We start from the raw sequence: 22,841 nt of genomic DNA, 5'->3' as shown, positions 1-22,841 counted from the left end.
GGTGGCGATACCACTTCGTCAAAGCAAGGATTGGTAATCAGTGTAACTTCTATAGGTTATGCTGATGAAAAGGATATTGTGTACCGCAATGGCGCCGAAGAAGGCGATTTAGTATGTGTATCAGGCGATTTGGGTGGTGCTTATGTAGGGTTACAGTTGCTGGAACGTGAGAAACTTATATACTTAGAAAACCCGCAAGTACAACCCGACCTTGAGGGGAAAGATTATATTGTTGAACGCCAATTAAAGCCCGAAGCACGTAAGGATATTATAGATTTGTTAAAGGAAATTGATGTTAAGCCAACAGCCATGATAGATGTATCTGATGGTTTAGCCTCCGAGATAATGCATGTATGTAAGCAAAGCGGCAAAGGATGTAATATATACGAAGAAAAAATACCGCTTGACCCCATGACCTTTGAAACCGCCCGCGAGTTTAACCTGGACCCAACGGTATGTGCCCTAAGTGGTGGCGAAGACTACGAGTTGCTATTTACCGTTAAACAAGCCGACTACGACAAAATAAAGTTTAAAATGGATATTACCATTATCGGCTATATTACCGAGCCTGCAGTGGGTTGTAACTTGATATCAAAAAGCGGGGTGGTACATCCGTTAAAGGCGCAGGGGTGGAATGCGTTTAAAGCGAGTGAATAAGAATTAACCAGGCATCTGCTCACAACTGATTATGAAAAAAGCCATTTTATTAGTTACGTTGTTGATTTTGGCTATTTATACTAGCGCACAAAAATCTTATGTATTTAAGGTTAAATATCTCCCCAATTATATTTACAAGTCAAGCAGCGAGGAAAGGTTGTTTCCAGATATTAACGATAACACGGAAATTTTTTCCGTAAGGACTTTAAGTATTGAAACCGACAAGAAAAATGGAAAAGAAAAAATTCCGTTTAAAATGTTTTATGATGCGAAACAAAGGTTTATACCAATGCAGGAAAAATTCACTCAACTTAATCCTAAGTTAGACAAACAGGTATATGGAAACATTAACGATGAAAAAATTGATATAGACACGGTCCCTGGAAAAAAAGCTAAACAGGTGTCTGATAACGATTGGACTAGAATAATTAATGAGTTTGAGTTAGACCTAAGTTTCCCCCTAAAACCATTAAGCATTGGCGAATCATTTACCCGAACAGCTTATATCCAAATTATACATGTTGGCGGACTTTATCAAATGCCAATAAACATAACCTACATATTGCGCAATGTAAAAGATAACATAGCGGTTTTTGATACTCAGTTAGCTATGAATTTTGATTTTAACTGGGCAAAAGGGTTTAAAGCGAAGGGGACTGCAAAAGGAATGGGCAAATTGATATTTAACATAGCGAAGAGTTATCCTGAATATATTAGCAGCGATTTGGAGATGAATTATAGCGGCAGTAGAACGAGTATAGATATAATTGTTGATACCAAGCCTACTACTTTAAGAAGAGTAGTAGAAATTAAAAATGAAATAACACCACAATAAATGGCATAGTAAGACAAAAAAAGCGGCTAAGTATCCTTTTTACTTAGCCGCTTTTTTTAACAGTTATTGTATACTTTATTTAGTAACGTACATTACCTCTTTAACCGCTTTTATAACCTTTTCAGGATTTGGCAGATATTCTTGTATCAGCGTTGGTGCATAAGGCAATGGTACATCGCCACCCATAATGCGTAGTATCGGGGCGTCTAAATAATCAAACGCGTCTTTTTGTACTTTAAATGCTATTTCGGTGGCTATTGAACCTAATGGCCAGCTTTCTTCAACCAATACCAAACGGTTGGTTTTTTTAACCGATTCGATAATAGTAGCGTAATCAATAGGGCGTACGGTACGCAGATCTATTACTTCGGCGCTGATGCCTTCTTTTTCTAATTCGGCTGCGGCCGCGTTAACCACCTTCATGATCTTACCAAAACCCACTAAGGTTACATCAGTACCTTGTTTGGTTACGTTGGCTTTGCCAATTTCTATATAATAGGTTTCTTCGGGCACTTCGCCTTTATCGCCGTACATTAATTCAGACTCCATAAAAATAACCGGATCAGGATCAATAATAGCCGATTTTAACAAGCCTTTGGCATCTGCCGGGTTTGAGGGCACTACCACTTTTAAGCCCGGGCAATTGGCATACCAGTTTTCAAAGCACTGGCTATGCTGTGAGCTTAACATACCCGCGTTACCGGTAGGGCCGCGAAAAACAATAGGAACAGAAAACTGACCGCCACTCATTGACATAATTTTAGCCGCGCCATTAATAATTTGGTCAATAGCTACTAACGAGAAGTTAAATGTCATGAACTCGATGATGGGTTTTAAACCATTCATGGCCGAGCCTATACCAATACCGGTAAAGCCTGCTTCGGAAATTGGCGTATCAATAACACGTTTGGCGCCAAACTCATCTAACATGCCCTGGCTAACCTTATAAGCGCCATTATATTCGGCAACCTCTTCGCCCATCAGGTAGATGGTTTCATCCTTACGCATTTCTTCAACCATTGCTTCGCGAAGGGCTTCTCTGAACTGTATTTCTCTCATCGTGTTAAAATATACTATTTACGCGCAAATATAAGCACTAATGTGTTAAAAGCAATTGCTTTGCCTGTTGTACAATAAGCTTTTTATTATAGCCGGGTAGTTAATTGTCAATTTTTTTTATCTCGGTGGTAATGGTGCGTTTGGTAAAGTTTGCCGATGTAAATTGCGTATACGAATGCTTTGAGGTTTTAATTATTTTTTCGGTTAAAACAGCAGTCGGGGGTACCCCCTTTAGCTTTTGTACAAAAGCCTTTTGGGGAGTAAGCGTAAAAGTGCAACCATCAACCCACTTAACCGTGTATTCGGTTGGCGTTTTAGCGCCATCGTAGTATTGCAACTGTTTATTGCCCTTACGTATAATAGTAGTTTTTTTACCCTGAAAAGTCATTTCAAATTTCCCCGTTCTGAAGTTTTTACAATCGGGATTTTGAGCATATAAATTAGCAGTTGTAAATATTAAGACTATAACGAAAACGAGCAGAAGCTTCATACTGCAATTATTTTTTACGTTCGCCTTTTAGTTTTGATGCCAGTTCAATCGCTTTATAAGCATTTACAACACCGCCCGATTTAGAAAGGGTTGAAAAATCAACCTTTTCAGTGCTTCCGGGTTTTATGACCATGGTACCTGTTAATGGCGTAGCCGATTGTAAAATTACCTGCTTTAATTGTTTGGCGCTCAAATCGGGGTAGTATTCTAAAATCAACGCGGCAATGCCGGCTGTAATTGGCGAAGCAAAGCTGGTACCGTCGGCAGTATTAAATTCGCCATCCATATCAATAGAGGTCACCTTAACACCCGGGGCAAATACATCAACATTATGTTTACCGTAATTGCTGAAAGAGGCCGGCAAATTTTCGCCCAATAAAGCGCTTGATGCGCCAACGCTTATAACGTTTTCCGAATCGTTTGATGAACCATCAGCAAAAGTATCGTTAGGATATTGTGGCTTCACGTCAACGTCCTGCCCGTCATTACCCGACGCTTGAACCAACAACACATCTTTTGAAGCCGCGTATTTAAAAGCCGCGTCTACCCAATCCTTATGAGGCGATAGTTTTTTGCCGAAACTCATATTAACCACCTTGGCACCATTATCAACAGCGTAACGTATGGCGTTAGAGATATCTTTATCGTACTCATCGCCGTTAGGCACGGCCTTAATGGCCATAATACGTACATTATCGGCTACGCCGTCAATACCATAGCCATTGTTGCGTATGGCGCCTATTAATCCGGCTACACCTGTACCATGCGAGGCGTCCGGAAATTTTAAAATGTTATTGCCGTATGGTTTACCATCCTGCACATCAGGGTCATCGCCTACAATTTTTTTACGCGAGGTTAGGTCGGGGTTAACATCATTATTTATTTTGGCCTGGTATTCGCCGTATTCCTTAAGTATTTTACTGTTATCACCACCATCTTCCTGCAAAACGCGTGTCCATATATCAAGGCTCTTCATAACGGTATCGCCCGGGTTCTTTATTTTAGCCAGATCGGCCAGGGTAAAGGAGGCGTCGGTATTTAATTTTAACGCGCGTTTAATATAGCCGCTGCTAACCATCAATACATTCATCATTTGCGAAACCTGACCAATTTCTGTTGATGATTTGCCAACAGTTTCATCATATATGGTTTTTACTTTTAGCCAGTAGGCATACTCTTTTTCATTGCCATCGGTAGCCGTAGCAGCATTAGCATATTTTGTTTTAAGGCGGTTATATTCGCGCACCTCTTCAACGGTTTCGGTATAATCGCTTTTACCATTGGGGCCACCTAAAAAATCCCAGCCATGCACGTCATCTACATAGCCATTATGGTCATCATCAATGCCATTTCCCGGTTTTTCTTTAGGGTTTACCCATAAAATGCTTTTCAGATCTTTTTGCGCGGTATCAATACCGCTATCAATAGTAGCCACCACTACGGTTTTGCTTTTTTTGCCCTTCACAAACTGGTAAGCATTGTTTAAACTTATGCCGTAATACCCATCGGCCTTAAGGTCCATGGTATGCCAGTTTTTGGGAGGATCGGCAACTACAGCCGGTGTTTGCGCTACAGAGGTTAAACTTAGAAATAAGAAACCGCATATAGATAAAGCGGTATTAAACTTGCGAAGAATATTCATTTATATAAATTTTGCGTAATATATTAAATCGGGAGTTATTTTTTTGTAAAACCTTTAACATACGAGGTTAGCTACAGGATGCGTTATAGTTACAATAGTTGCTTTTCTGAACGGTTTATTTATCGTTCAAGTATATTACAACCAAATTTTGACGCAGTTGTTTATTTAAGATGACTAACACTTTAATGTAATATTAGAGGTAATAATAGCATAAAGCCCAACGGATACGTATATTTGATATACAAGAAAAAATATCCCGGCAATTACACATCTCACCGCAGCAATTGTTTTATATTCATAATCAATGAATTGTAAAAAGCGATGTTCAAAATGTTTGTATGTTGAAAACTATATTGCCATGGGGATATTTATAACTTGTAATTTGAACCTGTAAGGTTTAAATGAGTCTAATGTATATTTAAACTAATGTTCTGCAAACAATATTGAATGGAAGAAGAATTTGAATTTGGTTTTACCGAAGATCCAAAGTTTTCGGTAGAACGGTACGAGGAAATGATACGCAATCATGACCAGTACTTTTTTGATGCCCAGGCGTTTGAGAATATTATCGATTACTACATCGAAAAAAATGACCCCGCCAAGGCATTACAGGTTGCAGAATATGCCCTAAACCAACACCCATTTGCCGCTGTTTTTTTAATAAAGCAGGCGCAGTTGCTGGCTGTAACCAATCAGGTTGACGAGGCTTTTGCCGCGCTTGAAAAAGCCGCTACACTGGAAGCTTCTGACGCTGATATTTACATCATTCGCGGTAATCTGTACGAAAGTATGGAACGCTTTGAAGAGGCGCTGGAGAATTATATTAAAGCGCTTGAGCTGGCCGAAGAAACCGACGAAATTTTACTGCATATTGCCTACGTACACCAAAACATGGGCGATTACGAAAGCGCCATTAAGTACCTGAAGCTTTGCCTGGAGCAAAACATGGAGAATCAGGATGCTTTGTATGAGCTGGCCTTTTGTTACGACGTGTTGGATAACCAGCAGGAAAGCGTGCAGTTTTACCAGCAATATATTGATAACGAGCCTTACAGCTACGCGGCCTGGTACAACCTGGGCAATGCCTTTACCAAATTGGGCTTGTTTGAAAAAGCTATTGATGCTTACGACTACGCCATCCTGATAAAGGATAGCTTTGCGTCGGCCTACTTTAATAAGGGTAACGCTTTGGTTAATCTGGAAAAATATGCCGAGGCTATTGAGGTGTACCGCCATACTTTTGAGTACGAGCAACCCAATGCCGATACCTATTGTGCCATTGGCGAATGCTATGAAAAGCTGGAGCAAATGGATGATGCCCGCGCTTTTTACAAAAAATCGGTTAAAATGGACCCAAAACTGGCTGATGCCTGGTTTGGTATAGGTGTAACGCTTGATTTTGAAGAGCGCTATTTTGAGGCGCTGCACTTTTACAAAAAAGCGCTTGACCTTGATATTGCCAATGCCGATTACTGGTTTGCCATTGCCGATGCCGAGTATAAGCTGGGCCATATTGACGAGGCTCAAACCGCTTACGAAAAAGTGGTGGAGCTGAATCCGTTGGATATTGATGCCTGGCTGGATTACTCGTCAATACTATATGAGCAGGAAAAATTGGTTGGGGCCATCGAGATTATATCCGAAGCTATAAAAAACAACCCCGAGGCGGCCGAGCTGTATTACCGCATGGTGGCGTATTTATTTGCCAAAGGCGAATATAACGAGGCATTAAACTACCTGGAAACCGCACTGGCAACCGACCCGGAGAAGCATTATATACTGTTTGATTATTTACCGCAGTTGCAACAAAATAAAGCCATAATTGATATTATTAACCGGTTCACCAAATAGTTATAGGAGATTAAAGATTGAAGATTGGTTGGATGCATGGTATAACCAATCTTCAATCTTTACTTTCTAATCTTTAAAAACCGAAATATTTTTCGGTTTTTTTTATAACCTTTGAGCCGTTATTTTATTGCGATGTGTTTATGAATTATACGATCAATAACCTCCCCCAGCGTACACAAAAACCCCGTAACAGCGGCATAACCATGATGATGGATAAGGGCCTTAGCCCGCGCCAGGTGGAAGATTTTATTGAAGTAGCAGGTGCCTATACCGATATTGTTAAGCTGGGATGGGCCACATCATACGTAACACCTAACCTTGATAAAAAATTACAGGTATATAAAGATGCCGGTATACCCGTATATTTTGGCGGCACCCTGTTTGAAGCCATGCTGGTGCGCGGGCAGTTTGATGATTACCGCCGCTTGCTTGATAAATACGACCTGCAATACGCCGAAGTATCTGACGGCTCAATCGAAATACCGCACGAAGCTAAATGCAGCTACATTAACCAGCTGGCAAAGCAGGTTACGGTAATATCCGAAGTGGGATCAAAAGATGTGCAAAAAATATTTGCCCCTTATAAATGGATACAACTGATGAAGGCCGAAATTGAAGCCGGTTCATGGAAGGTTATTGCCGAGGCCCGCGAAAGCGGCAACGTAGGCATCTACCGTGACTCGGGCGAGGTGCGCCAGGGATTGGTGGATGAGATACTAACCCAGATACCCGAAGAATCCATTATTTGGGAAGCCCCGCAAAAGGCACAGCAGGTGTGGTTTATTGAGCTGATAGGCGCCAACGTAAGCCTGGGCAATATAGCTCCGGCAGATGTTATCCCGCTGGAAACCCTGCGCCTGGGCATCCGCAGCGATACGTTCGACCATTTTTTGGATATGTAGTTGTTGGTTTGTCCGTCCGTTTTGGTACGGATATGTACGGGCGCATAACCCCTACGTCATTTGCGAGCGTGGCAATGACGCTTCAGTTTTGCAATTAAAACCGTTTCTTTGTAAATAGCATACATGATGATGAGACAATACGGATTAATAGGCTTCCCGCTTTCGCATTCTTTCTCCAAAAAATACTTTGCCGAAAAGTTTGCAACCGAAAATATTACCGACGCCCGTTACGATAACTACCCTATTGAACATATTAAGGACCTGCAGGACCTGCTTGACGAGCACCCTGGTTTACTGGGCCTAAACGTTACCGTACCCCATAAAATAGCTGTAATTAAATACCTGGATTGGGTGGAGAATGATGCCCGCAATGCCGGCGCGGTTAACTGCATACGCATATACAAAGAAAGCCCTGTAGAGGCCGCCTTTTCAGGCGAGGTGGGTATTAAGGATCATGATTTTAGGCTGGAAGGCTTTAATACCGATATTTACGGTTTCGAAATGTCATTAAGGCCCCTGCTGCACTATCATCATGACGAGGCCCTGATACTGGGCGATGGTGGCGCGGCACGTGCCGTTAAATGCGTGTTGGATAACATGGGCATCAACTATAAAGTGGTAACCCGCAAGCCCCAGCCCGGTAATATTTTATTTAAGGATTTAGAGGCGCGCCATATCGCGCAGCATAAAATAATAATTAATACCACGCCGCTGGGTACATCGCCTAATGTACACGAATGCCCGCCCATACCGTACGAGCATATTACCGATAAGCACCTGCTTTACGATTTAATTTACAACCCCGAAAAAACCCTCTTTTTGCAAAAAGGCGAGGAGCAGGGCGCAACTATAAAAAACGGCTACGAAATGCTGCTGCTGCAGGCCGAAAAATCATGGGAAATATGGAACTCGCCCGCAAAGCACCCTTAACCGTCCTGCTGCTGGCCGCCTGGCTTATAAGCGGCTGCGGCGGCAATGCCGACTATACACCCAAACCACGGGGGTATTTCCGCATAGTGATGCCTAAAAAGCAGTACCGGCTGTATGATGCCGGCTACCCGTTTACGTTTTTGTACCCGGCCTATGCCAAAATGGAGGTTGATACCACCCCATCGCGCAATAACTTAAAAAAGGTGGAGTATAAATTGAATATGCAGTTCCCGCAGTTTAACGGTACGCTGCACCTAACCTACCAGCCGGTTGCCGACAAAAAGGAGTTTAATATGCTTATTGAAGATGCCTACAGGCTGGCCTTTAAGCATACCGTAAAAGCCACAGGTATTGACGAAACCCGCATAAGCAGCCCCGACCGTAAGGTGTACGGTTTGTATTATAATATTGATGGCAATACCGCATCGTCTGTACAGTTTTATTTAACTGATAGCACGCGCCACTACCTGCGCGGCGCCCTGTACTTTAACGAGGCCCCCCGGCTGGACTCGATACAACCCGTACTCACCTTTGTAAAAAAAGATGTGGATGTAATGATCAGAACTTTGAAGTGGAAGTAGGTTATTTGGTCATTGTGTCATTGGTCATTAGGTCATTTTTTGTCCGCCAAGCCCTTTTTGTTATTGCGAGCGAGAAAATGGACAGCCATTAACGGGCAGGGTAATCTCAACGCCCCCAATTATTCCTAAATTTTAATCGCCCCAAACAATTAAATGCTTATTTGCTTATTTTAGGCGTATGATAAAGCGTTTAAAGGTTATAGGGTTTTATGGTTTGCTGGCGACTATGTTGGTGCTGGCGGGTTGCAGCAATAAAACTAAGGGGGTGCTGGTAGCGGCTCCAACGCTGCCGCCCAATGCCAATGCGGGTACCAATATTATACCGGTGCTGCCCGCGCCGCTTACTACGCAGCAATTTTATACGGTAAAAAAAGACTCGCTGCTAAACATTGTTGAGCAGGAGCAGCCCCTTACACTGCTTGATAGCCTGGGCGTGCCTATACCATCGGCATGGGCGGGTACGGTTAACTTTGGCATACGCAGGCCCAATTATGTTATCATTCACTTTACCGGGCAAGACAGCATACAGCAAACGCTTAAAACATTTTCGTTATTAAGTACCGAGGTTAGCGCGCACTACGTGGTGGGTAAGGACGGTAAAATTTATCACCTGGTTAATGATTATATGCGCAGCAACCATGCCGGTGTAGGCAAATGGGGCAGCGTTACCGATATGAACAGCTGCTCGTTAGGTATTGAGATTGACAATAACGGCACGGAGCCTTTTACTGATGCCGAAGTTAAAAGCTTGCTGGCCCTGCTTGATTATTTAAAGCGTACCTACAATATACCAACGGCAAACTTTATTGGTCATGAGGATTTTGCCCCCAAACGCAAGCCCGACCCGGGCCCGCTTTTCCCATGGAAACTGCTGGCACAAAAAGGTTTCGGCTACTGGCAGGACGACGTGCTTGAACCCGCTCCCGCCAACTTTGACCCGGCTATTGCCCTGCGCCTTATAGGCTACGACACCAGCGACCTTAACGCCGCCATTATTGCCTTTAAACGCCACTTTGTACAAACCGATATCAGCCCTATACTAAGCCCGCAGGATTTGAATGTATTGTATAATGTGTATAAGAAGTATTGAGTTTTCAGTTTGCAGTAGTGAATATAAAAACTGCTAACTGAAAACTGCCAACTGAAAACTACTTCTTAACCCACCCATCCTTCAATGTTACTGTGCGGTTAAACACCAGCTTATCGGGCGTGGAATGCTTATCTAAAGTAAAATACCCTTTGCGGATAAACTGATAGCCTTTGCCTGTTATAGCTGTGGCCAAATCGGGCTCAATATAGGCGTTGGGTAATATATGCAAGCTGTTGGGGTTCAAGTAATCTTTAAAATCGCCATCCTCGTTAGATGGATCCTCTACCTGGAACAAACGGTCGTAAAGCCTTACCTCAGCGGTTTTGGCATGTGGTACGCTTACCCAATGGATAGTGCCTTTTACATGTATACCGCTGGTATCCTCGCCCGATTTTGACTCGGGGATATAGGTACAATATATTTCGGTTACGTTGCCGCTGGCGTCCTTTTTAAAATCTTCACATTTTACGATGTAGGCATTTTTAAGCCGCACCATCAATCCAACACCCAGGCGGAAAAACTTTTTAGGCGGTTCTTCCATAAAATCTTCGCGCTCTATCCACAACTCATTACTAAAGGGGATATCCCTGCCGCCATCGCCGCCCTCAACCTCGGGGTTGTTTTCGCCGTGCATGGTTTCGATTTTCCCTTCGGGATAGTTGGTGATGATGAGCTTTATAGGGTCCAGCACGGCCATGCGGCGCCATGCGGTTTTATTCAGATCTTCGCGGATGCAAAACTCTAACAGGCCCACATCTATCATATTCTCGCGTTTAGCAACACCAATACGCTCACAAAACTCGCGGATAGAGGCTGCGGTATATCCTCTGCGGCGCAACCCGCTAATGGTTGACATACGCGGATCATCCCAGCCTTCTACATGGTTTTCGGCCACTAACTGCATCAGTTTGCGCTTGCTCATTACGGTGTAGGTCATATTTAACCTTGCAAACTCATATTGCTTTGACGGGAATAAATCCAATTGCTCAATAAACCAATCGTACAACGGACGGTGGGGCACAAACTCCAGCGTGCATATAGAGTGGGTAATCCGCTCAATAGCGTCAGATTGGCCGTGCGCAAAATCGTACATTGGGTAAATGCACCAGGCATCGCCGGTGCGGTGATGGTGGGCATGTTTAATACGATACATCAATGGGTCGCGCAGTTGCATGTTAGGTGATGCCAGATCGACCTTAGCCCTTAACACTTTGGCGCCATCCGGGTATTTACCGGCTTTCATATCGGCAAATAGCGTAAGGTTTTCCTCTGCCGTACGACTGCGGTATTGGTTGGGTGTACCCGGCTCGGTAGGTGTGCCTTTTTGGGCGGCTATGTCCTCGGCGGTGCTATCATCCACATAAGCCAGGCCTTTTTTAATCAGTTCAACAGCAAAAGCGTATAGCTGGTCAAAATAATCAGAAGCATAAAGCTCTTCGGCCCAATCAAAGCCCAGCCATTTAACATCTTCTTTAATGCTGTCAACATACTCGGTTTCCTCTTTGGTGGGGTTGGTATCGTCAAAACGCAGGTTGGTTTTACCGTTATATTTTTGGGCGAGGCCAAAGTTTAAGCAAATAGATTTGGCATGGCCAATATGCAGGTAACCATTAGGCTCGGGCGGAAAACGGGTTAACACCCGGCCACCGTGTTTGCCGGCGCTTATATCCTCTTCAACAATCTCCTCAATAAAATTCAATGATCTCTCTTCGCTCATAAAAAATTTGCAATGGCTGCAAAAGTAATAAATTGTGGCGGGTTGACGTAATTGGTTTTACGTGTGTCGCCAGTGGTGAGCAAACTATTATGCACTCTAACTGTGTAGAAAAAGAAAACTATATTAGCTTTGCAAAATATATCCGGTTAAAAAGTTAAATATAAATATACGTTGTTACCCGATAATACGTTAACAGCATTACAATCTGAACATTAAACATGAGAACCTATTTAAATAAACTGATAACATTATTACTTTTTGTAAGTGTTTACCTGGGAGCTTCGGCACAGTCGGTTCCTGATACTGCACGTATATCAATAGGTGTAGATGGGGGTTTACCGCTTTATGTTACCAATTTATACTCGCATATTTTGGGCGCATCTTTGCATATTGATTACCCCATAAGTCGCAGAACCTACATTACCGGTAGTGCAGGGTATAATATATTTTTCGCGTCATCTACAGCGTCATCCGCGCCAAATGGCATATTAAATGTGCAAAACGCCAATATGAAAACCGTTCCGTTAAAAATAGGGATCAAGCAATTTATAATAAGGCATTTTTATGTAGCCGCCGAGGTGGGCGGAACCTTGTTGACCAATAAGGAAGAAGTATACGCTACCAATACATCGGCTTTTACTTATTCGCCACAGGTAGGAATGCTTTTTTTTCTTAAAAAGCATACTTACATTGATGCCGGTATCCGCTATGAAGGCTTAGCCAGTTTTTATAATGATTCAGAGAAGTATAGCTTCTGGGCGGCACATATATCATACGCGTTTAACCTGTAGCAGCATCACAACAGTTATATTAAAATTATGTAAATTGTATTTTTTTTGTAAATTGACGGCTTAAATACGTTTACCTAATTTACTGTATTGCTGATATGAAAAAAATACTCATCATAGATGATGAAGTTAACGTAGCGCAATTACTATCAAAGTTTTTAACGCGCAACGGTTTCGAAGTAAGCGCCGCATCCAGCGGTACCAGTGGACTGGAGTACCTTAAAAACGGCGAATTTGATTTAGTGCTTTGCGATTTCAGGCTGGAAGATACTGATGGCCGCGAGATGCTCAAAAAAATAAAAAAGCATTATCCGCAAACCGGCGTAATTATTATTACAGGCTACTCTGACATAAAAATGGCGGTTGAGCTTATAAAAATGGGCGCCTACGATTACATTTCAAAACCGCTTTACCCCGACGAAATATTAAATACCATTACTAAAGCGCTTGAAACCCACCATGCATTGGTTGAAGAAGACCAGGAGCAAGGAGAACCTCAGGGCAATGTAAAAGCAAATCGTAAGCAAGCCTCAAGTGGCATTGTTGTTGGTACCAGCAAAGCATCAAAGGAGCTGGCCCGCCAAATAGAATTGATAGCCCCAACCAATTACAGCGTTATAATTTTAGGCGAAAGCGGAACGGGTAAAGAAGAAGCGGCCAAAAGCATACATATGCAAAGCCGACGCAGCAACCAGCCATTTATAGCTATGGATTGCGGGTCGCTTACTAAGGAGTTGGCAGCAAGCGAGTTTTTTGGGCATGAAAAGGGATCATTTACCGGTGCTTTTGCTACCAAAATAGGTCACTTTGAAATGGCTAATGGTGGTACGCTATTTTTGGATGAGGTTGGAAACTTATCCTACGAGATACAGGCCGCTCTTTTACGAACCGTACAGGAACGTAAAGTAAAAAGAATAGGCAGCACCAAAGAGATTGACCTTGATGTGCGTATTATAATAGCCACTAACGAGAACCTGCTTGATGCCATACAAAAAGGCCGTTTCAGGGAAGATCTTTACCACCGCTTTAATGAGTTTACCATATATATGCCACCACTGCGCGAGCGTGGAAATGATATTATATTACTGGCAGAGCATTTTTTAAAAACCGCCAATCAGGAGCTTAACCGTAATGTAAGTTCATTTGCCCCCGAGGTGGTTGAATGCTTTATGAATTACCGCTGGCATGGCAACATACGCGAGATGAAAAATATTGTGCGCCGGGCCGCGTTAATAACCGAAGGCGACCAGATATCCATTAAAGCATTGCCGCTGGAAATATCAAACTATAAAAATGCTTACGAAATGCCTTCAATACAGTACCATGTATCAGAAAGCAACGAGGCACCAAGAAACGACCTTAAAAACATTGCTCTTGAAGCGGAGTATGATACTATTTTGAGGGTATTAAAAGAAGTGAGCTACAACAAAACCAAAGCTGCCGAAATATTAAATATTGATCGCAAAACGCTTTATAATAAAATGAAGGCCATCAACCTTAAATAATAATGAACCAGGGTTTAGCTGATAACGAAGCGATGCGTATACTGAGGCACGATATAAAAAATCAGCTCTCTAACATCAGCCTGTTGGTGGCCGAATTGAAATATGAAATAACCAACCCTACGCCTGATTGCGTTACCTATCTGGATATGATAGACCGCAGTGTATCAGCCATTGATACGATGCTTAAAAACACACAACAACAATAATAAGCACCTGCTAAAACTTTTTAGGCTTAGTTTGCTTATAGTAAATACTCAAAAAAGCAAGCATGTCTATTTTTACCTATACCCAACGTAATAACATTATACTGGTAAGTATAGTTGTACTTGGCTGCCTTTTATTGTATGCATTAAGCGGGTTATTTAGCTCCATATTAGGAGCGGTGGTTTTATTTACGCTTTTTAGGCCGCTATACCTTAACCTGGTAGATAAACGTGGCTGGAACAAAAGCGCGGTAACCTTACTCATAATATTCACTTCGTTAGTGGTAATTGTATTGCCTTTTTTGGCGCTAAGCTTTATGGTTATTGGTAAAATAGCCGATGTTGATTTAAGCAGCCTGCCCATCCAGGTATGGCAAGCCAAAGTTGATACGTTTACGGGGTCAATGTTTCATCAGCCGCATTTTTTTGAAAATACCGTAGCAAAACTGGGCGTATACGCTACTGATCTTTTCCCATCTATATTAGGCAGCGCGGCTAATATTATTATTACGCTGCTGGTATTGTACTTTTTATTGTTCTTTATGTTTACGCAGATAAAGGAGTTTGAGGCAGGGCTGCTCAGGTACGCTCCTTTTCGCGAACAATACTCGTTAAAATTTGCAACCGCCTTGCGCGATTGTACCTACTCCAACGTTTTAGGGCAGGGAATAATAGCCGTTGTACAGGGCGCGCTGCTGGCCAATGGGTTTTGGGTATTCGGCATACCCGACCCGTTGTTTTGGGGGGTAATAGGGGCCTTTATATCGTTTTTACCCGTTGTTGGCGCGCCAACACTAACTATACCTGCAAGTATTATATTATTTGCTAATGACCATACACTAAAAGGCATATTGTTGCTGGCTTACGGCTTATTGTTTATTGGCAATATTGATAATGTATTACGCATGATAATTAACCGTCGCCTGGCTAACACGCACCCGCTTATATCGGTGATTGGGGTATTTATTGGGTTGCCCATGTTTGGTATTTTAGGATTGGTTTTTGGCCCGCTGCTGTTATCATATTTTTTATTGCTGATAGAGATCTATGAAACCAACCGTCTGGCTGCTGACAGGCTGGAGCGTATAAAGAGCGTATCAGAAGCTGAATCGTAATACTTTTAAAAGCAAAAAACCGTTTAAAAACAGCGAATAAAATAGAAACAGAAATACGGCCAATGGCACCTATTAGGTATATTTGGCAATATTTATATATTTATACTAAACAATTGTTAAACTTTTAAATTATACTAATATGAATGATAACACAAAAGTAGTGGTGGCCCTGCTGGCCGGATTAGCTGCCGGAGCCGTACTTGGAATATTATTTGCCCCTGAGAAAGGCGAAGAAACCCGCGATAAGCTTTCAGAATCATTAAAAAATCTTGGCGATTCAATAAAGGAAACGGCCGCTTCTGAAATTGATAACCTGGTAAGCTTGAAGGACAAAGTGGTTGAAAGCATTAAAACTAAAATAAACGGCGCAGAAGAAGAATACCAGGACGACCTGGAGCACGCATAGATTAACCCATACCGGGCAGGTATTGGCCGGGTAACCCAAGTTTTATGGACGAAGATAAAAAAGAACAACAGCCACCAGTAATTGATCAGCTAAAGGATTACGTAGAAACACGTATTAAAATAGCTAAACTTAAAGCGGTTGATAGCAGTACTTCGGTAATTGCGTCTATCATTGCCGATCTGGCTGTTGTTTTGGCGCTTGTATTGGTATTTATTTTCGGCACAATAACGCTGGGGTTTTATTTGTCTGAGCTATTTGACTCTTTTTGGCAAGGTTTTGGGTGCATAGCATTAGTATATGTAATAATTGCCATTATATTAAAAGTGCGAAAGCCCAATATTCAAAAAACAATAGCCAACGGGCTTATCCAAAAAATATTAAATTAAAAAGATGAGCTTACCCATAAAAAACGCGGTTGAATTACGAAACGAACTTTACCGGCTTGAGGTATTGGAGGTGCAGCAAGCCGATGCCATAAAAAGCAGGTTTAGCAGCCCGGGCGCTTTGTTTTCAACTTTCTTGAGCTTGTTTCCTAAATCTGGCGACCACGAAGGTGTAAAGTCGGGTTTGTTTCATCAGGATTTTATTGGCTTAATATCACGACTGGTGTTACCGATTGCACTAAATAAAACCCTATTTAAAAACTCGGGGTTTATAGTAAAAACCCTTGTAGGCTTGATTTCGCAAAAAGCATCAAACTACATCAATGAAGACTCTGTAAGCGATGTTTGGGATAAAGCCAAAACACTTTTTGAGGCAAAGGTGGCCCATAACCCGGCAATTACAGGTATTGTTGACAAGGTAAAATCGCTTTTCAGCAAAAAGCAATCAAAAAGCCGGGGCCGCATAAAAAACGCACCCGTGCCGGCTTACGTAAAGGCTTCTTAATATCCCCCCCCCTCCCAAATCGACCCATAACGTAATTTTTAGGTTACAAATAAATTAAACACTTGCTTTGTTACGAAAATTTCGTAGGTTTACTAAACAATCGTAAAGAATGAAACCTATAGCTATTAAATACGCCGGCTTTTTGATAATAATAATAATGTTTAACTTTTTGGCTAATGCTCAAAAGCTGCCTAATGTGCAGCAGGGCGGCTTGTATGCCCCGGCAGATGTTAAGATAGATGGTAAAACGACGGAGTGGGATAACAAGTTTCAGGCTTACAATAAAAGTACCTCCGTTTTTTATACGATGGCTAATAATAACGACAATCTGCTTTTGGTAGTACAAGCAACCGATAAAACCGCTATTGGAAAAATATTGGGAGGGGGCATAACGCTAACTATTGCTGATAAAAATAAAGCAAATACTACTGTAAGCATTACTACGCCGGTTACCTCTGCACCAAACCGGTCAAATATTGCGAAGGTGGTTGGAGGCACCAGCCCAGTTTCCGATTCGTTACTGTCCGAACTAAATAAAGGCCTGCAAAACAATTTTAAAGAGATCGGCTTAAAAGGCATCGCTGCAATATCCGATTCTTCGCTATCTGTTTATAACGAATATGGAATTAAGGTATCGGGCCTGTTGGATATCAACAGAGCTTATAATTGTGAATTAGCCATTCCTTTAAAATATTTGAGGCACTTGGTAGCTGATGATGGGTCATTTAATTATAACATCAGGCTAAATGGCGTAAAATACATTAAAACAATGCTGATTGATGGCCAGCCAATAGATCAGGCATCGCCAGCTGCTGCAGCAGTACTTATGAATTTAAAATTGGACGGTTCTCCAATTATGGAGCTAAACAGTCCTACAGATTTTTCGTCGACCTACACGTTGATTAAAAAACCATAAGCATTTGTAAATATTTTGTTAAAAAAGGTTAAATCATAACAACATCTACGAAAAATTCGTATACTTACTAAACAATCGTAAACAATGGAAAAGTTATCAGTACAGGAAGAAGAAGCAATGCAGGCCATTTGGCAATGTAAAGGTGGTTTTATAAAAGATTTTTTAGAGCAGCATAGTGAGCCAAAGCCCCCTTACACCACGCTGGCCTCAACCGTAAAAAACCTGCAGCGCAAGGGCTTTTTAAAAAGCGAAAAAATGGCCAACTCCTATTTATACCGCCCGGCCATAGCCGAAGAGGATTATAAAAAACGCTTTATGCATGGTTTTGTAAATGATTATTTTCAAAACTCCTATAAGGACTTGGTAGCCTTTTTTGCAAAGGATAAAAAAATAAGCGCTACCGAGCTTAAAGAAATAATAAACCTTATTGAAAACCCTAAAAAATAAAGGATATGACCGCTTTATTTGTTTACCTGGTAAAAGTAAATATAGCCCTTATAATTTTTTGCCTGGGCTATTATGGGGTGCTGCGCCACCTTACTTTTTATACGCTTAACCGGGTGTACCTGGTTTGCGCTATTTTGTTTGCCACACTATATCCGCTGGTTAATTTTTCGGACCTGCTAAACCGCCACCAGGAAATTGCACGGCCGGTGCAGTTAATTATTGTAAACTGGCAGGCGCCGGTGGCCCACGCGGTGCAGGTTGCACAGCAACATAATAAATGGTACTGGCTTGAACTGGTTTTTTGGACCGGCGTGATAATTTTGGCCGTAAGGTTTATAATGCAATTGCTGTCGTTATACAAACTGCACCGTCAATCAAAACCCATACAAATACACCAATACCTGGTACGTGTTATAAGCGGCGATATTAACCCATTTTCGTTTTGGAAGAGTATTTATATTAACCCCGAGAATCACGCCCCACACGAGCTTAAAGCCATACTGGCGCACGAGCAGGTGCACGTTAACGAATGGCACACGCTGGATATTTTATTAGGTGAGTTAAGCACCATATTTTACTGGTTCAATCCCGGTGTATGGCTGATGAAACGCGCCATACGCGAAAACATTGAATTTATAACCGACCAAAAAATACTGCAAAGCGGATCGGACCCTAAAGTATACCAGTACAGTTTGCTTAACGTAACCTTTAGCGGTGGTCATAACGCAATAGTAAATCATTTTAATACCTCGACCATAAAAAAACGAATTATCATGATGAACTCTAAAAGATCTTCGCCGCTTAACCTTACCCGGTACGCGGTGCTGGTGCCGGCAGTGATAGCATTGGTGCTGGTATTTACAATATCAAAAGCCGAGCTGGGCAAACAGGTTGCCAAAGGCAACGCCGCAATTGCTAAAGCGTTTAATATAACCGTTAATAACCTAACACCGGCAAATGTTAGCAGCGTAACAACTTCTGCAAAAAGAAAATTGATGGTTTTGCCCAATGCGGTTAGCGCTTTTTTAGCCGAAACATTATCGCCTAAAGTTATTGATACACCCAAAGTTGGTAAAGTTTTAGGCACGTTGGATGGTCGCATAATAACCGTTATTGGATATGGTAAGAAAAAAATTGATACCGTTATATTGTTAAATGACGAAAAGACGTCTGCATCGCTCAACAAGCTTTCGGGAATCGTTGTAAACCCCGACGGTACCGTAACCCAAAACAATCAAAGGGTAACAATGGCCAGGATAAACGGCAAGCAAATTACGCCCTTTAATTTAAGAGCAGACAGCATAAGTAAAATTCAGATAACATCAGGATACGGCTTGACTACAGCGGGACAAAATGCCCCCGTTACTGGTGTTATAACAACTACCAAGCCTGTAGCCACCTATAATCTTAACGGGGTCACTTATTTTCGTAGCGATACTAATGAATACCGTACCAACGTGCAAACAGGCGCTATTAGGATAAGAGGCAATGTTAACCCAAGTTCAACCCACCCCTTAATTGTTATAGATGGAAAAATCCAGGAAGGTAATCCTATAACTCAAATAGATCCTAATGATCTTGAAACGGTAACGATATTAAAAGACCCAACCGCTATATCGCCGTATGGTGATAAGGGTAAAGATGGCGTAATATTAATTACTACTAAAAACAGGTCTATACCTGGTACCGGAATTACCATAAGAGGAAACAACAATCAAACCAATAATCTTACTTTAACCGGCGCAGATAATACGCAACCATTAATTATAGTAAATGGGAAAGTTCAGGAAGAGAACCCTTTTATAACTCAAATATCCCAGGATGACATTGAATCTATGACCGTATTAAAAAGCGCAACAGCCACAAACATGTATGGTGACAGGGCTAAAAATGGCGCGATACTAATTACAACCAAAAACAGGGGCGGAGGCGCTGTTACCGTTACCGGCTATAAAATTACAACAGAACCCCGAGTTATAAATTTAAGCACCAATTTAAGCACCAAAAATATATTTTCAGGCAAATTCTTATTGGTTAACGGAAATGAAACCACCGAAGCAGAATTAAATAAAATACCTGCTGAAAATATAAAACTGATAAAACCGCTTACCCAAAAAGAGAAAGCCAAATATGGCGACAAAGCAAAAAACGGTGGCTTCGCCATAACCACTATCAAATAAACATAGCCTAAACCTTAACCCCAATAACACCAAAGACCGTAATAGTTTACGGTCTTTTTTTATGGATTAAAGCGGCAAAAACATGGCGCAGTTGGGTTTAAACGCATAAAAAAAACAAAATTCAGCCCTAATAATATAAGAATTACTATATTTGGAGAACTTGTTAAATCGGACTAACCAATTTGTTCTTTATGAGATAATAAGATCAGTTAATTAAGAGGAGAGGCTTTAGCGGCGTCTCCTTTTTTATTTTAACGTTTTATATCTTACAAATGTTTGCTTAATTATAAAAAAGTGTTGAATTATTTATGATTAAGCTGCGGCTTCCCCACAAATTGTTTATATACTTTCCTGCAAACTATTATTCATTGAATTGTATAGCTTGTCTACCTCGATCGGTTTACGCAAAAACCCTTTAAAATATATATGGTGCTCTTTTTGATATTCTGCAGTAACATCAGCCGTTAAAGCAAATATTGGCGTTTTACTATTAGGATTCTCTGATGCTATTATCAATTTAGTGGCTTCAAAACCATCCATATCAGGCATGTGGATATCCATCAAAATAAAATCGAATCTTTTTTGTTTGGCGGCTTCAACTACCTCAAATCCGTTTTTGGCATGATGTGTGGTCATTTTCCAATTGGCTAATAATTTACCCAACACCATAGCATTTATCATATTATCTTCGGCCAGTAGCACCGTTTTGCCTTCAAGGCTGTTATTATAGCTTTGCGCCTGTTTATTAGCTATTGTGGCACGTTTAAGCTTTATGGTAAAGTAAAAAGAGGATCCGCTACCAATAACACTGTCTACCTGTATGCTACCGCCATGCAAGGCTACCAGCTTTTTAACAATGGCAAGGCCCAGGCCAGATCCGCCCTGTTTTTTAGTGGTGATAGATTTTGGTTGCGAAAAGCTATCAAAAATATGTTCCTTATAATCGTCGGCAATACCCATGCCGGTGTCTTTAACGGTAAACAACAGCTCGTCGTCCTGATCGTGGCTCGCTGTTTTTTTAATAACAATATCTATATGGCCGCTTTGGGTAAACTTTATGGCATTGGTGAGCAGGTTACCCAATATTTGCGACATTTTTGTTTCGTCTATCTCATAACAGTCGGCAACACCTTCGTCTATTTGCAGGGTTAAACGCAACCCTTTTTCGTTAGCAAGCGAATGGTAGGTGTTTTTAATGTTATCCAATAAAAGTTTAAAGTCAACGGGCCATAGGTCAAGACGGGCTTTATCGGCATCCAGTTTGGTAAAATCAAGTATATCATTAATTATCAGCAACAAATTATTTGAGGCAAACCTAAGGGCGTTTACCAACTCCTGCTCGGCTTTATCTGTCCGGTCGCCCAATAATCCCGCAATGGTTATTACCGCGTTTAATGGCGTGCGTATTTCATGGCTCATGGTCGACAGAAATTCCTGTTTTACAACCGCAACCTGCTCGGCATGGTTCTTTTTCTTGATGATCTCTGCTTTTTCTACCTTAAGCTGTGCCTCCTTTTTAAGCGATTCCATTTTTGTGAGGAAAGCATAGTTTTCTATCACCATTAAGGTTTGGGTGTTAATAACCGATTCTTTCTCTTTCAAATAAAGCTCCAGATATTTAAGCGAATTCTCCGGGTCATTCTCCAATTTATATAGCTGGTAATACAAATAATAACATTTAAATTTTACCATTATCAGGTTATAATCGGTGCTAAAATTTAAACATCTTTTAAGCAATGCTTTTGCTTCATCCAGTTGCCCCGTTTCTACATATAAAACCGCCAGCTTATGGTAAGCCATACCCAGGCCAAGCGTTTCGCCCATTTTAAGGTGCATCTCTACCGCTTTTTTTAGGTCGACGGCGGCTTCTTCATATCTTTTTTGTACCAGGTAAACCTTGCCTCTGCCATAGTAACCAAATGCCAGGCCGCGTGTATCGCCGGTTTTCTTTTTGATGATAATGGACTCGCTAATGAGTTGAAAAGCTTTGGCTATGTTTTTTTGTTTAAGATAAATGCCCGAAAGTGTATTATAAGCATTGGATTTAAGATTAAGATCCCCGGCTTTTTTTGCTGCCGCGATAGAATCTTCGTAGGTTTTGATGGCGTTTTTTTCGTCGCCAAAATATTCATAAATAGTCCCCAGCGATTTATGCGCTCTGGACAGGTTATAATAATCGTTATATTTTTTGAAGGTGGTTATGCAATCCAGCAGGTTTACCATACCTAAATGGTAGTTATCAGTTTTATAATGAACCCCTGCTATATTATACTTGGCGTTAGCAATACCCTGTTCGTCATTTAGCCCTTCAAAATATTCAAGAGCCTGCGCACCCATTTGCAGAGATTGTTCGTATTCGCCGCATATCATATAAAAAAGCGACAGGTGGCTCAGGCTTTTTGCTTGTAATGAGATATCATTAATGCTTTGGCTTAAGCCCAGCGCCTGCTTGGCCAACGCTGTGCTTTGCTTCAAATCACTCATTCTTGAAGCGTACGCTTTATCTAAAAGCGTATTTATTTGACTCTTAACTTCAGGAGTGGATTGGTTCATAATTAACTATACGGGCAAAAAGCTAAACAGGTTTGCTGTATTAAATAACAAATTACAACATAACTCATTAATAAACAACAGAATAA

22 protein-coding genes are annotated in these 22,841 nt (G+C 41.4%); 17 read left to right on the top strand and 5 right to left on the bottom strand.

Annotated features, from left to right (window positions below; translation table 11 throughout):
• On the top strand, positions 1-657 hold a 657-nt coding region (locus ABI367_RS05475), incomplete at its 5' end, for a thiamine-phosphate kinase (protein ID WP_462231620.1).
• A 31-nt stretch (positions 658-688) separates the two neighbouring features.
• Complete coding sequence (locus ABI367_RS05470) at positions 689-1,492, top strand: hypothetical protein (protein ID WP_462231618.1); 804 nt, start codon at positions 689-691, stop codon at positions 1,490-1,492.
• A gap of 75 nt (positions 1,493-1,567) precedes the next feature.
• On the opposite strand, the gene ABI367_RS05465 is transcribed toward ABI367_RS05470, so the two are convergent.
• The 3 genes from ABI367_RS05465 to ABI367_RS05455 form a co-directional block, all read right to left on the bottom strand.
• A complete protein-coding gene (locus ABI367_RS05465) occupies positions 1,568-2,551 on the bottom strand; it encodes a pyruvate dehydrogenase complex E1 component subunit beta (protein WP_462231616.1) in 984 nt (327 codons plus the stop codon).
• A gap of 100 nt (positions 2,552-2,651) precedes the next feature.
• Entirely contained in the window at positions 2,652-2,939 is a 288-nt protein-coding gene (locus ABI367_RS05460; protein WP_462231614.1) for a hypothetical protein, read from the bottom strand.
• A 109-nt stretch (positions 2,940-3,048) separates the two neighbouring features.
• A complete protein-coding gene (locus ABI367_RS05455) occupies positions 3,049-4,683 on the bottom strand; it encodes a S8 family serine peptidase (RefSeq protein ID WP_462231612.1) in 1,635 nt (544 codons plus the stop codon).
• Between the two features lie 447 nt (positions 4,684-5,130).
• On the opposite strand from ABI367_RS05455, the gene ABI367_RS05450 reads away from it, so the two are divergent.
• The 5 genes from ABI367_RS05450 (at position 5,131) to ABI367_RS05430 (ending at position 10,037) form a co-directional block, all read left to right on the top strand.
• Entirely contained in the window at positions 5,131-6,534 is a 1,404-nt protein-coding gene (locus ABI367_RS05450) for a tetratricopeptide repeat protein (RefSeq protein ID WP_462231610.1), read from the top strand.
• A 140-nt stretch (positions 6,535-6,674) separates the two neighbouring features.
• Positions 6,675-7,436 (top strand): phosphosulfolactate synthase, encoded by a 762-nt coding sequence (locus ABI367_RS05445; protein ID WP_462231608.1) that lies wholly within the window; start codon positions 6,675-6,677, stop codon positions 7,434-7,436.
• A gap of 123 nt (positions 7,437-7,559) precedes the next feature.
• Positions 7,560-8,366 (top strand): shikimate dehydrogenase family protein, encoded by an 807-nt coding sequence (locus tag ABI367_RS05440; protein WP_462231606.1) that lies wholly within the window; start codon positions 7,560-7,562, stop codon positions 8,364-8,366.
• A complete protein-coding gene (gene gldD, locus ABI367_RS05435; RefSeq protein ID WP_462231604.1) occupies positions 8,339-8,947 on the top strand; it encodes a gliding motility lipoprotein GldD in 609 nt (202 codons plus the stop codon). Before ABI367_RS05440 ends, gldD begins: the two co-directional genes overlap by 28 nt.
• A 178-nt stretch (positions 8,948-9,125) precedes the next feature.
• Positions 9,126-10,037 (top strand): N-acetylmuramoyl-L-alanine amidase, encoded by a 912-nt coding sequence (locus tag ABI367_RS05430; protein ID WP_462231602.1) that lies wholly within the window; start codon positions 9,126-9,128, stop codon positions 10,035-10,037.
• A 58-nt stretch (positions 10,038-10,095) separates the two neighbouring features.
• On the opposite strand, the gene ABI367_RS05425 is transcribed toward ABI367_RS05430, so the two are convergent.
• Complete coding sequence (locus tag ABI367_RS05425; RefSeq protein WP_462231600.1) at positions 10,096-11,754, bottom strand: glutamine--tRNA ligase/YqeY domain fusion protein; 1,659 nt, start codon at positions 11,752-11,754, stop codon at positions 10,096-10,098.
• A 218-nt stretch (positions 11,755-11,972) separates the two neighbouring features.
• Here ABI367_RS05425 and ABI367_RS05420 point away from each other — a divergent pair, with 218 nt between their 5' ends.
• From ABI367_RS05420 to ABI367_RS05375, 10 genes are all read left to right on the top strand, one after another.
• Positions 11,973-12,545, top strand: coding sequence for a hypothetical protein (locus ABI367_RS05420; protein ID WP_462231598.1), 573 nt, complete (start codon positions 11,973-11,975; stop codon positions 12,543-12,545).
• A 95-nt stretch (positions 12,546-12,640) separates the two neighbouring features.
• Positions 12,641-14,047 carry a sigma-54-dependent transcriptional regulator gene (locus ABI367_RS05415; protein ID WP_462231596.1) on the top strand — a complete coding sequence of 469 codons (1,407 nt, stop codon included), beginning with the start codon at positions 12,641-12,643 and terminating at the stop codon, positions 14,045-14,047.
• Positions 14,048-14,049: 2 nt separating this feature from the next.
• Positions 14,050-14,253 carry a hypothetical protein gene (locus ABI367_RS05410; protein ID WP_462231594.1) on the top strand — a complete coding sequence of 68 codons (204 nt, stop codon included), beginning with the start codon at positions 14,050-14,052 and terminating at the stop codon, positions 14,251-14,253.
• Positions 14,254-14,315: 62 nt separating this feature from the next.
• A complete protein-coding gene (locus ABI367_RS05405) occupies positions 14,316-15,365 on the top strand; it encodes an AI-2E family transporter (RefSeq protein WP_462231592.1) in 1,050 nt (349 codons plus the stop codon).
• A 139-nt stretch (positions 15,366-15,504) separates the two neighbouring features.
• On the top strand, positions 15,505-15,771 hold the full coding sequence (locus ABI367_RS05400; RefSeq protein ID WP_462231590.1) for a YtxH domain-containing protein: 267 nt from the start codon (positions 15,505-15,507) through the stop codon (positions 15,769-15,771).
• A gap of 44 nt (positions 15,772-15,815) precedes the next feature.
• The gene (locus tag ABI367_RS05395; protein WP_462231588.1) at positions 15,816-16,157 is read left to right on the top strand and encodes a hypothetical protein; all 342 of its coding nucleotides are present in this window, start codon (positions 15,816-15,818) and stop codon (positions 16,155-16,157) included.
• Between the two features lie 4 nt (positions 16,158-16,161).
• Positions 16,162-16,659 (top strand): hypothetical protein, encoded by a 498-nt coding sequence (locus ABI367_RS05390; protein ID WP_462231586.1) that lies wholly within the window; start codon positions 16,162-16,164, stop codon positions 16,657-16,659.
• 109 nt (positions 16,660-16,768) lie between these two features.
• Positions 16,769-17,575, top strand: coding sequence for a hypothetical protein (locus ABI367_RS05385; RefSeq protein WP_462231584.1), 807 nt, complete (start codon positions 16,769-16,771; stop codon positions 17,573-17,575).
• Positions 17,576-17,659: 84 nt separating this feature from the next.
• Entirely contained in the window at positions 17,660-18,022 is a 363-nt protein-coding gene (locus ABI367_RS05380; protein WP_462231583.1) for a BlaI/MecI/CopY family transcriptional regulator, read from the top strand.
• Positions 18,023-18,027: 5 nt separating this feature from the next.
• On the top strand, positions 18,028-20,202 hold the full coding sequence (locus ABI367_RS05375; protein ID WP_462231581.1) for a TonB-dependent receptor plug domain-containing protein: 2,175 nt from the start codon (positions 18,028-18,030) through the stop codon (positions 20,200-20,202).
• Positions 20,203-20,541: 339 nt separating this feature from the next.
• Here ABI367_RS05375 and ABI367_RS05370 read toward each other — a convergent pair whose 3' ends face one another.
• On the bottom strand, positions 20,542-22,755 hold the full coding sequence (locus ABI367_RS05370; RefSeq protein ID WP_462231579.1) for an ATP-binding protein: 2,214 nt from the start codon (positions 22,753-22,755) through the stop codon (positions 20,542-20,544).
• Positions 22,756-22,841 lie beyond the last annotated feature (86 nt).

The organism is Mucilaginibacter sp. (assembly GCF_039935595.1).
GTDB lineage: Bacteria > Bacteroidota > Bacteroidia > Sphingobacteriales > Sphingobacteriaceae > Mucilaginibacter.
This window is presented reverse-complemented; position numbering and strand designations above follow the sequence as displayed.